We start from the raw sequence: 13923 nt of genomic DNA on the forward strand, positions 1-13923 counted from the left end.
GACTGCCTGCTGCAAGGTGTGAACATGTCGTCATGCGGCGGCTCCACCTGACAGCTCATCGGCGCGTGCCTGTGCCGTCTTGAGATCCAGCGTACCTTCGTAGATGCTGCGACCCAGGATGGCACCGCTGACGCCTTCTTCCTCGACGGCGCACAGCGCATCGATGTCGCGCAGATCGGTGACGCCGCCGGATGCGATCACCGGGATGCGGACGTGCCGGGCCAGCCTGACCGTGGCTTCGATGTTGACACCCGAGAGCATGCCGTCACGGCCGATATCGGTATAGATGATGGCTTCGCAGCCGTAATCCTCGAATTTCTTGGCCAGGTCCAGCACGTCGTTGCGGGTCAGTTTGCTCCAGCCGTCGGTGGCGACCTTGCCGTCGCGTGCGTCAAGGCCGACGATCACCTGTCCGGGAAAGGCGCTGCAGGCGTCCTGCAGGAAGCCCGGGTTCTTGACGGCTGCCGTGCCGATGATGACGTATGACAGTCCCAGGTCGAGGTAGCGTTCGATGGTATCCAGGTCGCGGATACCGCCGCCGATCTGGACGGGAATGTCGTCGCCGACGGCCTTCAGGATGCTTTTGATGGCAGCTTCGTTTTTCGGCTTGCCTGCGATGGCACCATTGAGATCCACCAGATGCAGTCGCCGGCCACCCTGTTCAAGCCAGTGGGCGGCCATGGCGCCGGGATCTTCGGAAAACACCGTGGCGTCGTTCAGATCGCCTTGACGCAGGCGCACGCAGTGTCCGTCTTTGAGGTCGATGGCGGGAATCAGCAGCATGATGGCAAAAAATGAAAGGTTGGGGGTGAGGGTGAGGCGGCCGCTCAGGGCTGCCAGTCGATAAAGTTGCGATAGAGCTGCAGGCCGTGCTCTGCGCTCTTTTCCGGGTGAAACTGTGCCGCAAACACATTGTCGTGCGCCACTGCGCAGGTGAATGCCACGCCATAGCGGCTTTCGCCCACGCTCAGTCCGGGTTGTCCCGGCACGGCATAGTAACTGTGGACGAAGTAGAAGTACGCATCCTGCGGGATGGCATGCCAGAGCGGGTGAGGCTGGCTCTGTTGAACCGTGTTCCAGCCCATGTGCGGTACCTTGAGCGCGGCAGGGCCGTCAAAGGCCGGGCCTTCGAAACGGTGCACCTGACCCGGCAACAGTCCCAGGCCGGGCGTGTTGCCCTCGGCGCTGTGCTCGAACAGCATCTGCTCGCCCACGCAGACGCCCAGCAGCGGCTTGGTACGGGCCGCCTGCATGACGGACTCATGCAGGCCGGATTCATGCAGCGTGCGCATGCAGTCACGCATGGCACCTTGCCCCGGCAGGACGATGCGGTCGGCAGCGGCAATGCCGTCCGGCTGGTCACAGATGCGGATATCCGCCTCGGGAGCGGCATATTGCAGTGCCCTCGCCACCGAGCGGAAATTGCCCATGCCGTAGTTGACGATGGCGATGCGGCTCACAGCACACCCTTGGTCGAAGGCACCACGCCTGCGCTGCGCGGGTCCAGTTCAAGCGCCATGCGCAGTGCGCGACCACAGGCCTTGAATACGGTTTCGCACTGGTGGTGGGCATTGATGCCGCGCAGGTTGTCGATATGCAGCGTGATCTGGGCATGGTTGACCAGTCCCTGGAAGAACTCCTGCGTCAGGTCCACGTCGAAGTCGCCGATGCGCGCGCGGGTGAAGGGCACATGGAATTGCAGGCCGGGACGACCCGAAAAATCCACTACAACCCGCGACAGCGCTTCGTCGAGCGGGACATAGGCATGGCCGTAGCGACGGATGCCGGCCTTGTTGCCGACGGCCTGCGCAATGGCCTGTCCGAGCGTGATGCCGACATCCTCGACCGTGTGATGTGCGTCGATGTGCAGGTCACCTTCGGCCTGGATATCCAGATCGATCAGTCCATGGCGCGCGATCTGGTCCAGCATGTGGTCCAGGAAAGGCACGCCGGTGTCGAGCTTTTGCTGGCCGGTGCCATCGAGGTTGATGGCGACCCGGATGCGGGTTTCGTTGGTATTGCGGGTGATTTCGGCTGTACGCATGGCAGTCGGGAAAAGGTCAGGATTTCAGGGCGGTCCAGATCATATAACCGGCAAGCAGGAACAGCACATAGGCAAAAACCCGCTTGAGTTGCCGCACGTTGAGCTTGTGTGCGGTGCGTGCGCCCAGCGGTGCGGTCAGCATGCTGGAAACGACGACCGAGAACAGGCCGGGAAGATAGACATAGCCCAGGCTGCCGGACGGCAGGTCGGGCAGGCCCCAGCCATTGTAGATATTGCTGAGCGTGCCGGACAGCGCGATCGGGAAACCCATCACGGCCGAGGTGCCGACGGCCTTGTGGATAGGCACGCCGCGCCAAGTCAGGAAGGGTACGGTCACGAAGCCGCCGCCCGCACCGACCAGGCCGGACAGGGTACCGATGCCGGTGCCTGCCGCAAACATGCCCGGGATTCCGGGTAGCGCGCCGGCCTGTTCGGGAGGCTTGCTCAGCAGCATCTGCAGTGCAGAGGCCGTCACGAAAATGCCGAAAAAACCGGCCAGGACCGTGGTGTCCATCATGGCGGCCAGGGTGGGGCCGATCCAGGCACCGATCAGGATGCCGGGGATCAGCATGAATGCGGCCTTCCAGATCACGGACCCCTTGCGGTGGTGTGCGTATACGCTGGACATCGAGGTGAAGAGGATCGTGGTGAGCGACGTGGCGATCGCCATGTGCACCAGATGGTCTGCCGGAAACTGCTGGATGGTGAAAATGAACGTGAAGAACGGCACCAGCAGCATGCCGCCGCCAATGCCCAGCAGGCCCGCAGCAAAGCCCGTGAACAGGCCGGTGCATACGAGCAGGAGAATGAGTTCGAGATGCATGGTAGGGATAAAGCGCAGTCCGGACGTGCGCATGAGTTGCCCGGCAACTGCCCAGTATGCCATTTTTTCGGCGAGCGTGTGGGCCTGCGGTTGACATGAAACCGTCCAGTCGGTATCTTTCGGGTCATGTCGATGGCTCATCACCGCAAGAAACAACCGGGGATCGTGCGCAGGCAGTTGCTTGACCAGGCGGTCCGTGTGGCCGTCGAGGAAGGACTCAGCAGCCTGACGCTCGATGCCGTGGCGCGCCAGGCCGGTGTCAGCAAGGGTGGCTTGCTGCATCATTTTCCCAGCAAGCGCGCCTTGCTCGAAGCCATGTGCGACGAGTTTCTCGTTCGCCTGGAACGCAAGATCGCCAAGGCCATTGTCCGCGATCCAGAACCGCGCGGGCACTTCGTGCGGGCCTATCTGGAAGTCATGTCCAACCTCAAGGCCCGCGACCATGCCAAGCGCTGGGCCGTGCTGTCGGTCATGTTGTTTGCCGAGCCACAGCTGCGTGAGCGCTGGCAGCACTGGATCGAGGCCCGGCTGTCGGAGCATACGGCGACCGATTCGGCCCTGACCGCCTGGATCGTGCGGCTGGCGGCAGACGGGCTCTGGTTGTCCGACCTGGTCGAAGGCAAACCTATCCGCTCTGACCAGTCCTCTGACATGCGCGCCGCCATTCTGGACGAACTCAAGGCCATGACTTACCGCATCTGATGGCGGCATGCCATGGCTGTATTACCCCGAGGATCAAATACCCGATGCCCATCCCGCATTCTTCCGACCTGCAGACTCCCTGCTACCTGATCGACGAGCAGCAGCTACTGCGCAATCTCGACAAGATGCGCTGGCTGCGAGAGCAGTCCGGTGCCCGTGTGCTGCTGGCACTCAAGTGCTTTGCCACCTGGTCTGCCTTCGACCTGATGTCGCAGTACATGGATGGCACGACGTCGTCGTCGCTGTACGAGGTGCGCCTGGGGCGCGAAAAGTTCGGTGGCGAGACACATGCCTACAGCGTGGCCTACGCAGACCACGAAATCGATGCAGTGGTAGCCTGTGCCGACAAGATCATTTTCAACAGCCTCGGTCAGTTGCAGCGGTTCGAGCAGGCTTCGTGCCACGTGATGCGTGGCCTGCGGCTCAATCCCCAGGTCAGCAATTCTCCGTATGTGCTGGCAGACCCGGCGCGCCAGCACAGCCGGCTGGGCGAGGCGGATCCCGCCCGTGTCGAGGAAGTCATGCACCTGGTGTCGGGTTTCATGATCCACAACAATTGCGAAAACCGAGACTTTGCCCTGTTTGCCGAGATGCTCGATGGCATCGAGGCCCGCTTCGGGCATTTGCTGTCACGCGTGCAATGGGTCAGCCTGGGTGGCGGCATTCACTTCACCGGCGAGGACTACGACCTGGAAGCATTTGCCGCGCGATTGCGGGCATTTTCCGAAAAATACGGCGTGCAGGTCTACCTGGAGCCGGGCGAGGCTGCCATTACCGGTGCTGCTACGCTGGAGGTGTCGGTGCTGGATGTGCTGCACAACGGCAAGGATCTGGCCATCGTGGACAGTTCCATCGAGGCCCACATGCTGGATCTGCTGATCTATCGTCTGCCGGCCCGTATCGAGCCTGATCGTGGCGACCATCGCTACATGGTGTGCGGCAAATCCTGCCTGGCGGGCGATATCTTCGGTGAGTTTTCTTTCGAACAGCCGTTGCGGGTCGGGGACCGGATCTCGATCCAGGATGCCGCCGGCTACACCATGGTCAAGAAAAACTGGTTCAACGGTGTGAACATGCCGTCCATTGCGATCCGCCGGCTCGACGGCAGGATCGATCCGATCAAATCATTTTCGTATGAAGACTATGTTGAGAGCCTTTCCTGAGGCGTAAATTTTCCTATGGGGGTTGAGTGACGAAATGAAAAGGAACGTTCTGGTCATCGGTGCGGGTGGCGTCGGTCAGGTGGTGGTGCACAAATGTGCGCAGCATAACGATGTCCTCGGGGATATCCATGTTGCGTCCCGCAATGTCCGGAAGTGCCGGGAGATCATAGACAGCGTGCACCACAAGCATGCCATGAAGGTCCCGGGTGTACTCGAGCCGCATGCGCTCGATGCCATGGACGTGGAGGCCACCAAAGCCCTGATCCGCAGCACAGGTGCCCAGATCGTCATCAATGTCGGTCACGCCTTCGTCAACATGAGCGTGCTGCAGGCCTGCATCGAGACTGGCGCGGCCTACCTCGATACGGCCATCCACGAGGAGGCCGACAAGATCTGCGAGGCACCGCCCTGGTACGCCAACCATGAGTGGAAGCGCCGCGATGCCTGCGAGCAGCAGGGCGTGACGGCGGTGCTGGGGATCGGCTTCGATCCAGGTGTGGTCAACGCCTATGCTGCACTGGCCTGCCAGGACTATTTCGATGAGGTCGACTCCATCGACATCATCGATGTCAATGCCGGCAGTCATGGCCGGTATTTCGCCACCAACTTCAATCCCGAGATCAATTTTCGCGAATTCACCGGCCGTGCCTGGACCTGGCAGGATCGTCAGTGGGTCCAGAATGCCATGTTCGAGGTGCAGCGTACCGACGACCTGCCCGTAGTGGGCCAGCAGACGACCTACCTGACCGGCCACGATGAACTGCATTCTCTGTCGCAGAACCTGGATGTGCCCAATATCCGTTTCTGGATGGGCTTTGGCGAACATTACATCAATGTGTTCACTGTATTGAAAAATCTGGGCCTGCTGTCTGAAAAACCGGTACGCCTCGATTGCGGCCAGGCTGTGGTGCCGTTGCAGGCGGTCAAGGCCATTCTGCCGGATCCTGCTTCCCTGGCACCTGATTACCAGGGCAAGACCTGCATAGGCGATCTGGTCAAGGGGCGCAAGGATGGCCAGGCGCGGGAAGTCTTTATCTACAACATCAGCGATCATGCCGATGCCTATGCCGAGGTGGGCAGTCAGGCGATCTCGTATACGGCGGGTGTGCCGGTGGTTGCGGCGGCATTGCTGGTTGCGCAGGGCGAGTGGGATGTGCGACGGATGGCCAATGTGGAAGAGCTGCCGGCGATGCCGCTGATCCGGCTGATGAATGGCATGGGCCTGCCGAGCCGTATCCGCGAAGGCAGCGAAGACCGGTTGCTGGACTGACTGGGACGTTCAAGGAACAGAAAGGAGGGGCCGGCCGGCCCCTCCCGCCGGGCGCGTCAGTGCACGTCCCGGGAATAGATGAACTTGGGCATGCTCCAGTTAAAGCGCAGTGCCAGCAGGCGCAGCAGCAACCCTGACAGCAGCGATACGATCATGACGATGTTGTGGTCGAATCCCAGTTGCAGGCCGCTGACATACATGATGCCGGTCAGCACGGAGACCGTTGCATACAGTTCGCTGCGGAACAGCAGCGGGATATCGTTACAGAGCACATCGCGCAGCACGCCGCCCACGCAGCCTGTGATCATGCCGGAAGCGATCACGATCACGAAGGGCAGTTCCATTTCCAATGCCACATTGCAGCCGATCACGGTAAAGACCACCAGGCCGATGGCATCGAGCAGCAGGAACAGTTTGTGCAGGTGGTGCATGAAGCGTGCCAGCGCGATGGTCAGCAGCGCCGCGCCACCTGTCAGCAGCAGATAGTTGGGATGGGCGACCCAGGTCAAGGGGTAGTGGCCCAGTACGATGTCGCGCGCCGAGCCGCCGCCCAGCGCGGTGATGCACCCCAGCAGGCAGACACCAACCCAGTCCATGCTGCGACGGCCGGCCGCCAGTGCGGCAGTCACCGCTTCGGCGACGATGGCGATCAGATACAGAACGTAGAGCAGCATGGGCAGCCTGGCAGGAGTAGAATCCGGGAAAACCCGTATGCTAATGCAGAACGCGTCTTCGCAGAAGACGTGCGCATGCCGTTGGATGGTGGATTGTCTCCATGGCCGCTGTACGGCAGGCCAGGCGTGACAACCTGCTTTCGGGCAGGGATTGCTTACATTAATCCGGTTCCGGAGCATCGCCGTTTGGCGATACGATTTCAATTTTCATTTGTCGAAGGCAAGACTACGATGCATTCTGTCGTTTCCCGCACCGTCAGTCTGATGGTTGCATGCGCAGCGCTGGCATGGACGCAGGCGCAGGCCGATACGGTCGTACTGTCCAATGGTGATCGGTTGACGGGTCGCGTCTTGTTGATGGATGCAGGAAAACTGGTGCTGGAAACCGGTTATGCGGGCGAGGTCACCATCAAGTGGGACCAGGTCGCACAAATCGAGACAGATGATCCCATGGCGCTGCGTATGCCCGGGCTGCCTATTGATTATGAAGCTCGTCTGGAACCGACCGATGAGCCAGGCATGGCGCAGTCGGTCGAAGGCTGGAAAAAATACGAAGTCGCACTGGGCGATATCGAGCGTATCGTGCGTCCCCATCCGCTGTTGGGTGACTGGTCGCTGGATGGTTCCTTCGACCTTGCAGGCAATATCACACGCGCCACCAACGATACCAAGGACATGCTGTTTGCGCTGGATACCCAGGCCCGGCACGGCTGGTGGCGGCACAGTCTCAAGCTGGACTTTGCCCGCAAGGAGCAGGACGATGTCGTCAGAACGCATAATTACGGTGGTCGCTATGCGCTCGATCGCTTCCTGTCGGAAAAGATGTTCGTGCAGGGGCGGGTCCGCTACAACAAGGACTATATCGAAAACCTGACGCACCAGACTCAGTTCGGCCTGGGCCCCGGTTACCAGTTCTGGGACGATGAACTGGGGGCGTTCTCGCTGTCAGGTCTGCTGGCGCACACCCGTTACCGCTATCGCAATGATGGTGATGCCGAGTTCCAGGCATTGGGTGTCGGCTGGAACTACACGCGTTATTTCAGTGGACGGCAATGGCAGTTGTTTACCAATGGCGATGCCTATCGGCCTTTGGGCAATGATGCCAACTACAGCCTGAATGCCGAACTGGGCATGCGCTACAACGTGACCAACTGGGCCTCGCTCTACACCAAAGTATCGCAACACACGGTGTCGGGTGCAGTCGAGGATCTCAATGAAACCCGTTATTCGATGGGGCTGGGCGTGACATGGTGATAGCCGATACACAGGCCGTGCCGGTCGTGCGCGAGACAGGCCGTCCACCGTGGCTTTTGTTTGGCCTGACAGGCCTGCTGCAGGGACTGCTGCTGTGGTTCCTGTTCGATGGTAGTGCATGGTTGCGAGAGACGTTGTCCCCCAGCCTGTTCGTCGCTCTGCTCAATGTCGTGCTGGCGGTGCCTTTGAGCCTGTACCTGACCCAGGACATTCCAGGTCTGGGTGCCCGGCGGCGTATCGGCATCGTGGTCGGCATGGCAATCCTGCTGGCCCTGCTGGGTGCGCATGCCGGCTGGGTGAATGATAGAGACGTGATCTACCATCGCTTCGAATCGTATCTTTCCAATGGGCTGCTCTACGCCATCCTGGGCTTCACGTTGATTCCCCTGCTGGCGCATGTGCACTGGCAGGGGCGCGTGCCACGCTGGTCGTATGCCGCACTGTTTGAAACGGCCTGGCGAAATGGCCTGATGACCGTGCTCGCGGTGGTGCTGACGGGTATCTTCTGGGGAGTCTTCGGTGCCGGCCTGGGTTTGCTGGGGATACTGGGGCTGAAGGATCTGGTGCGACATGCCTTCGAAGGTTATGTCATCCTGCCCCTGAGCATGATGGTGTTTGGCTGCGCAGTCGCCCTGCTGCTGGCACGCAGCCAGGTGCTGGTCACGCTGCGCCGCTTCTGGCTGTCGCTCAATCAGGTTTTCCTGCCGTTGCTGCTGCTGTTGGCGGCAGTATGGGCGGTGGCGATGCTGTTTACCGGTATCGCGCCCTTGCTGGAAACCAACAAGGCCGCGCTCTTCATGCTGTGGTTCATCGCACTGGCCGTGCATTTCGTCAATACGGCCTGGCAGGATGGCGTGGGCGAAGAGCCTTTTCGCAGCAGTGTGCGCAAAATCATGGGCTGGCTCTGGCTGATTCTGGTCCTGGCCGCAGCCCTGGCTGCCTGGGCGCTGTATCTGCGCATCGATCAGCATGGCTGGACGCGTGATCGCATCTGGGCGGTACTGGTGCTGCTGCTTGCCGTGGTCTATGTGGCGGGCTATGCCGCCAGCCTGTGGCAGCGTGGTCGGCGCTGGTTCTGGAGCGTGGCACGAACCAACATCGTGGCGGCGCTGTTGATGTGTGTCGCACTGGTGCTGTTGCTGTCTCCGGTACTCGATCCTTCCCGCATCGCGGTCGATAGCCAGGTGGCCCGGCTTGAGCGGGGCAAGGTCAAGCCCAACGAATTCGACTTCTACATGCTGCTGGAGCAGAGCGGTCGCTACGGACAGCAGGCTCTGACGCAACTGGCCGAGCGGACCGGCTCGCTGGCCGACGAAGAGATCGCCAGGCTGGCGCGCAAAATGCAGGTCAATCGTGGCCTGGCTTCCGTCGAGGAACTGCCCGTTCGCTCGGATGAGGAGGTGCTGGCTGCCCTGAAGGTCCTGCCGGGACCCGTGGCAATGCCGCCCGGTGCTCCCGCGGAGCTGGTTGCTGCATTGCGCGCCCTGTCGGAGACACGAACGGAGCAGACCTGCCTGGACGGTCGCGAGGAGTGCTTGCTCTGGCCCGCAGACCTCAATGGCGACGGCCGTACCGATCTGATGCTGATCGTCGACCAGAAGCACTGGGGACAGGTCACGGTATTCAGTCAGGAAGCTGATGGCAAGCGGTGGCAGGCCGTCGCCGAGGGAATGGATGTCAATGCGTCGTGGCTGGAGGGGATGCGTGAGGGGCAGGCTCGTGTCGTACCTTCACCCTGGCATAACATCGAGGCGGAAGGCAGGGTGATGCGCCTGCGCAGCATCGATCCCTGACGCCTGGCCAGTGTCATGGATGTCGAGGCCGGTTGGGTCGTGCAACCAGTATGCTGCTATATACTGGCCTGCTTCCAGCCTATAGCGTGATTCGCCATGAAAATCCTTGTGACCGGCGGTGCCGGTTTTATCGGCTCTGCCGTGGTGCGCCACCTGATCAGCCATACGGATCACAGCGTCGTCAATCTCGACAAGCTTACGTACGCCGGTAACCTGGCTTCACTGGCGGCTGCCCGCACCGATGCGCGGCATGCCTTCGAACAGGTCGATATCTGTGATCGGGCAGAGGTCGATCGTGTCCTGCATGAGCATCAGCCGGACGGCATCATGCACCTGGCCGCTGAGTCGCACGTCGATCGTTCCATAGACGGTCCCGGCACTTTCATCCAGACCAATCTGGTCGGTACCTATACGCTGCTGGAGGCGGCCCGCGCATACTGGTCAGGATTGGCAACGGAGCGCAAGGCTGCGTTCAGGTTCCATCACATCTCGACGGACGAGGTCTATGGCGACCTCGGAGAAGGTTCGGCCTCGCTGTTTACAGAAGAAACCGCCTACGATCCCAGCTCTCCCTATTCGGCCAGCAAGGCAGGTTCGGATCATCTGGTGCGGGCCTGGCGCCGAACCTACGGTCTGCCGACCCTGATCACCAACTGCTCCAACAATTATGGTCCCTATCATTTCCCGGAAAAACTGATTCCGCTGATGATCCTCAACGCCCTGGAGGGCAAGCCCCTGCCGGTCTATGGGCAGGGGGAGCAGGTCAGGGACTGGCTGTACGTGGAGGATCATGCGCGGGCACTGTATACCGTGTTCATGAACGGCGAGGCCGGTGCAACCTACAACATCGGTGGCCACAATGAACAGCGCAATATCGATGTCGTGCGGGCGCTGTGTGTCTTGCTGGATGAGTTGCATCCTGACTCACCCGTGGTGCCGCATGCCCGCTTGATCACGCACGTTCAGGATCGGCCTGGCCATGACCTGCGCTATGCAATTGATGCCGGCAGGATCGAGCGTGAACTGGGCTGGCGGCCGCAGGAAACCTTTGAGTCCGGGTTGCGCAAGACGGTACAGTGGTATCTGGACAACCTGGACTGGTGCCGTAGTGTGCAGGATGGCAGCTACCGGCGTGAACGCCTGGGCATGGCCTGAATTCATGGCGGTAGCGGCTGCCAGTGCCTCGTCAGTGCATGTGAGTGGTACTCGAGGGGCAGAGTTCTCGGTCCAGCAGGGCCGTCAGTTCCGACTCCGGTGCGGGCCTGGCAATCAAAAAGCCCTGCACGTAATCGCAACCCGCATTGCGCAGGAATTCGAGATCTTCCGCCGATTCCACACCTTCTGCCGTGACTTTCATGCCGAGCTCCTTGCCCAGCATGATGGCCGTGATGGTGGCGGCTGCCAGCGTGCCGGTGACGGCTGCGCCTGATACAAATGCACGGTCGATCTTGAGTTCCGTGAAGGGCACGGCGGTCAGGCTGTGCATGGAGCTGTAGCCGATGCCGAAATCGTCCTGGGCCAGCCCGAACCCCTTGAGCCGCAGTCGGCCGGCTCCCATGAAAAAAAGACCCGGATCGACGGTCTGGGAGCTTTCCAGCAACTCGAAGGTGACATCTTCGGCAGGTACGCCGCAGGCAATGACATGCGCGTGCAACTGATCGGGCAGGGTGGCATCGTCGAGCAGATGCGTGGGGAGATTGACCGATACCGGAATGCGCCAGCCCTGCGTGGCCCAGCGCCGGTAGGCCTGCAGGGCACCGCCGAGCATGTGGATCAGCAGGGCATGATCCTTGCCATGTTCGGTGATGGCGGGCAGGAAGACGCCCGGCGATACCAGGCCGACATCGGGATGACGCCATCGGGCCAGGGCCTCGACCCCGACGATCTTGCCGGTGCGCAGCGAGCACTTGGGCTGGAACCAGGGCTCTATCTGGTGGGTATGCAAGGCTGCATCGAGCATGGCTGATGTCATTGCCGGCAGAGACTCTGCTGGCAATGCCGGGGGGGCAGCAGGGTGATGGCTGCGCTGTTCGAGCGCCTTGCCCAGGCTTTGCGCATCGAGGGCGGTAAAGGGTTTGGCATAGCAATCGATGACCGTCAGGTTCATGTTGCGGGCCATATGGCTGGCGCTGTCCATCATGCGGGGTGAACAGGCACTGGTGATGGCGATCAGGATATCGGGATAGTGCTCTGCCAGTTCCTGGATGAACTGCATGCCGTCCATATCCGGCATGTTCAGGTCCAGCAGGATCAGGTCGTAGGTGCTATGACCGATGCGCGAGAGTGCATCGGTGCCGCTGTGTGCAGTGTCGACCTGGGCAAAGCCGGCCTGTTCCAGCATGTCGCATACGTGGGCGCATTGCAGCGGGTGATCTTCCAGGACAAGGATATGGTAGGGGTATCGCATATCAGGCTCTCCCGCGCACGATGGCAGCCTGGAGTGTATCGTGCAGTGTATTGATTGACAACGGACGAAGCAGCAGGTCTTCCATGCCACAGTCGCGGGCGCGCTTGCGCTCGTCGGACATGGCACTGGCGGTGACGCCATAGATCGGTGCCTTGTATTGCTGCGAACGCAGGCGGCTGGCCAGCGTGTAGCCATCCATGATGGGCATATTGATATCGGTCAGTACCACGTCTACCTCTTCGTGCTCAAGTTGCTGCAGCGCCGACTGGCCATCCTTGGCCAGCAGGACGGTACAGCCGAGATGCGCAAGCTGTTCGGACAGAATGCGCTGGTTGACCATGTTGTCGTCGGCAACCATCACGCGCAGGCCCAGGCTGGCCTCGAAAGGCCGGGCCGGGTTGAGTGACTGCTGTGGCTGGTGCTCCTGCAGCAGAAGCAGCGTACGCTTCAGGTCCTGCAGATCATAGGCGTTGCAGTAGTGCATCAGGGGGCTGGTGGCATCATCGGGAATCTGCCCGGGCGGCGACATCACCAGACGCTGGCCTTGCCAGTCCGGGGCCGGCGTGGCCAGCGGCCAGGCCGACAGCAGGAGTGCACCCTTGGCCTGTGCTTCGTCACCGGGCTGGAACGGCAAGGCATTGATGCCCCACAGGTTGAGCCAGTCGCACAGGTTGAGCACGGTTTCCTGGATGGCACCGCTGACATAGACGGTGCGTGGTTGCAGGAACTGGCTGGCAGGCTGGGTACCCAGCGGCAGCGAGACGCGCAGGTCGATGCTGGTACCCAGCCCCGGCGTGCTGACCACGGACAGGGTGCCGTGCATGAGGCTGGCCAGCCGCTTGCAGATGAACAGGCCCAGCCCGGAGCCGGCCGGATTGTCACCGCCTTGTGTCCGATTTTCCACCTGGTAATAAGGTGCGAACAGTTTGTGCTGATGCTCGGGGGGGATGCCGATCCCGGTATCCGCCACCTGGAAGCAAAGTGTCACCTGGCTGTCGTCCATGTCGAGTATCCGCAGGCGTAGTACAACGTGCCCGCCCAGTGTGAACTTGATGGCATTGCTGACCAGGTTGTTGAGGATCTGGCGCAACCGCAGTTCATCGCCTGCCACGCGTTGGGGAACACGGCAGTCTGCCACGCCATAGAGCAGGATACCCTTGGCGCGTGCACGATCGGCGTAGCTGGCGACGACACTGTTGAGCAGGTCGACAGGTGACAGATCGGAAATCTGCAGTTTCTCGTGGCCGGCTTCGGCGCGTGCCAGATCCAGGGTTTCGCTGATGGTACGCATCAGGGTGCCCGATGAAAGCTGGATGGTACGCAGGTATTGGCGCTGGCGTTGCGTCAACTCGGTCAGTGACAGCAGCTCCAGTGTTCCCATGATGCCAAACAGGGGGGTGCGGATCTCATGGCTCATGGTGGCAATGAAATCGGTCTTGGCCTTGTTGGCTGAGTCGGCCTTGTGCTTGGCGGTCAGCAGCGAACGCTCGACTTCCTTGAGCGCAGTGATGTCATTCATGGCGCAAAGGGCGACCTCATGGCCCTGATGCATCATGGGAACGACCTTGAGGAGGATGCTGCGTCCATCGCGCAGCGTGCGCTCCTGTCCTGGCTCCTGGTTCTGCAATGCCTGCAGGCGCCACTGGCTGTCCTCGGCATTCATCCATTGCCTGGCCTGCTCATTGGATACCAGGGGAACGCCGCTGTTGCGGTCGATCAGGCACAGGCCTACCGGGGCGGCATCGACGATGGTCCGGGTCAGGCGCTCGCTATCCTGCAGCGCGGCATATTGC

General features: G+C 61.2%; 13 protein-coding genes. 6 read left to right on the top strand and 7 right to left on the bottom strand.

Annotated elements, in window-relative coordinates; all coding sequences use genetic code 11:
* Positions 1-30: 30 nt before the first annotated feature.
* The 4 genes from hisA to ABN482_RS05715 are packed head-to-tail and all read right to left on the bottom strand — an operon-like array spanning position 31 to position 2930.
* A complete protein-coding gene (gene hisA, locus ABN482_RS05700; protein ID WP_349503079.1) occupies positions 31-783 on the bottom strand; it encodes a 1-(5-phosphoribosyl)-5-[(5-phosphoribosylamino)methylideneamino]imidazole-4-carboxamide isomerase in 753 nt (250 codons plus the stop codon).
* 44 nt (positions 784-827) lie between these two features.
* A complete protein-coding gene (gene hisH / locus ABN482_RS05705) occupies positions 828-1460 on the bottom strand; it encodes an imidazole glycerol phosphate synthase subunit HisH (RefSeq protein ID WP_349503080.1) in 633 nt (210 codons plus the stop codon).
* Complete coding sequence (gene hisB / locus ABN482_RS05710) at positions 1457-2044, bottom strand: imidazoleglycerol-phosphate dehydratase HisB (protein ID WP_349503081.1); 588 nt, start codon at positions 2042-2044, stop codon at positions 1457-1459. The genes hisH and hisB overlap by 4 nt, the downstream gene beginning before the upstream one ends.
* A 16-nt stretch (positions 2045-2060) precedes the next feature.
* Positions 2061-2930 (bottom strand): sulfite exporter TauE/SafE family protein, encoded by an 870-nt coding sequence (locus tag ABN482_RS05715; protein ID WP_349503082.1) that lies wholly within the window; start codon positions 2928-2930, stop codon positions 2061-2063.
* A gap of 63 nt (positions 2931-2993) precedes the next feature.
* Here ABN482_RS05715 and ABN482_RS05720 point away from each other — a divergent pair, with 63 nt between their 5' ends.
* The 3 genes from ABN482_RS05720 to ABN482_RS05730 are packed head-to-tail and all read left to right on the top strand — an operon-like array spanning position 2994 to position 6002.
* Positions 2994-3569 (top strand): TetR/AcrR family transcriptional regulator, encoded by a 576-nt coding sequence (locus ABN482_RS05720; RefSeq protein ID WP_349503083.1) that lies wholly within the window; start codon positions 2994-2996, stop codon positions 3567-3569.
* Positions 3570-3613: 44 nt separating this feature from the next.
* A complete protein-coding gene (gene nspC / locus ABN482_RS05725) occupies positions 3614-4732 on the top strand; it encodes a carboxynorspermidine decarboxylase (protein WP_349503084.1) in 1119 nt (372 codons plus the stop codon).
* Between the two features lie 34 nt (positions 4733-4766).
* Positions 4767-6002 carry a saccharopine dehydrogenase family protein gene (locus tag ABN482_RS05730; protein WP_349503085.1) on the top strand — a complete coding sequence of 412 codons (1236 nt, stop codon included), beginning with the start codon at positions 4767-4769 and terminating at the stop codon, positions 6000-6002.
* Positions 6003-6058: 56 nt separating this feature from the next.
* Here the strand turns inward: ABN482_RS05730 and ABN482_RS05735 are convergent, their stop codons facing one another.
* On the bottom strand, positions 6059-6676 hold the full coding sequence (locus ABN482_RS05735; protein WP_349503086.1) for a trimeric intracellular cation channel family protein: 618 nt from the start codon (positions 6674-6676) through the stop codon (positions 6059-6061).
* A 231-nt stretch (positions 6677-6907) separates the two neighbouring features.
* Between ABN482_RS05735 and ABN482_RS05740 the strand changes: the two genes are divergently transcribed.
* The 3 genes from ABN482_RS05740 (at position 6908) to rfbB (ending at position 10878) form a co-directional block, all read left to right on the top strand.
* Positions 6908-7930, top strand: a complete 1023-nt coding sequence (locus ABN482_RS05740; protein WP_349503087.1) for a DUF481 domain-containing protein — start codon at positions 6908-6910, stop codon at positions 7928-7930.
* Positions 7924-9723, top strand: a complete 1800-nt coding sequence (locus ABN482_RS05745; protein ID WP_349503088.1) for a DUF4153 domain-containing protein — start codon at positions 7924-7926, stop codon at positions 9721-9723. Before ABN482_RS05740 ends, ABN482_RS05745 begins: the two co-directional genes overlap by 7 nt.
* 96 nt (positions 9724-9819) lie before the next feature.
* A complete protein-coding gene (gene rfbB / locus ABN482_RS05750; RefSeq protein WP_349503089.1) occupies positions 9820-10878 on the top strand; it encodes a dTDP-glucose 4,6-dehydratase in 1059 nt (352 codons plus the stop codon).
* A gap of 31 nt (positions 10879-10909) precedes the next feature.
* On the opposite strand, the gene ABN482_RS05755 is transcribed toward rfbB, so the two are convergent.
* Both ABN482_RS05755 and ABN482_RS05760 read right to left on the bottom strand, forming a co-directional pair.
* On the bottom strand, positions 10910-12130 hold the full coding sequence (locus tag ABN482_RS05755) for an EAL domain-containing response regulator (protein ID WP_349503090.1): 1221 nt from the start codon (positions 12128-12130) through the stop codon (positions 10910-10912).
* Between the two features lies 1 nt (position 12131).
* Positions 12132-13923, bottom strand: a 1792-nt coding sequence (locus ABN482_RS05760) for an ATP-binding protein (RefSeq protein WP_349503091.1), incomplete at its 5' end; no start/stop codon positions are given.

The organism is Corticimicrobacter sp. (assembly GCF_040137905.1).
Lineage (GTDB): Bacteria > Pseudomonadota > Gammaproteobacteria > Burkholderiales > Burkholderiaceae_B > Corticimicrobacter.

Bases quoted from the DNA above. Each gene is read 5' to 3' on its own strand.
- hisA (WP_349503079.1), bottom strand. From the start codon at position 783: ATGCTGCTGATTCCCGCCATCGACCTCAAAGACGGACACTGCGTGCGC.
- hisB (WP_349503081.1), bottom strand. From the start codon at position 2,044: ATGCGTACAGCCGAAATCACCCGCAATACCAACGAAACCCGCATCCGG.
- ABN482_RS05715 (WP_349503082.1), bottom strand. From the start codon at position 2,930: ATGGCATACTGGGCAGTTGCCGGGCAACTCATGCGCACGTCCGGACTG.
- ABN482_RS05720 (WP_349503083.1), top strand. From the start codon at position 2,994: ATGTCGATGGCTCATCACCGCAAGAAACAACCGGGGATCGTGCGCAGG.
- nspC (WP_349503084.1), top strand. From the start codon at position 3,614: ATGCCCATCCCGCATTCTTCCGACCTGCAGACTCCCTGCTACCTGATC.
- ABN482_RS05730 (WP_349503085.1), top strand. From the start codon at position 4,767: ATGAAAAGGAACGTTCTGGTCATCGGTGCGGGTGGCGTCGGTCAGGTG.
- ABN482_RS05735 (WP_349503086.1), bottom strand. From the start codon at position 6,676: ATGCTGCTCTACGTTCTGTATCTGATCGCCATCGTCGCCGAAGCGGTG.
- ABN482_RS05740 (WP_349503087.1), top strand. From the start codon at position 6,908: ATGCATTCTGTCGTTTCCCGCACCGTCAGTCTGATGGTTGCATGCGCA.
- ABN482_RS05745 (WP_349503088.1), top strand. From the start codon at position 7,924: ATGGTGATAGCCGATACACAGGCCGTGCCGGTCGTGCGCGAGACAGGC.
- rfbB (WP_349503089.1), top strand. From the start codon at position 9,820: ATGAAAATCCTTGTGACCGGCGGTGCCGGTTTTATCGGCTCTGCCGTG.
- ABN482_RS05755 (WP_349503090.1), bottom strand. From the start codon at position 12,130: ATGCGATACCCCTACCATATCCTTGTCCTGGAAGATCACCCGCTGCAA.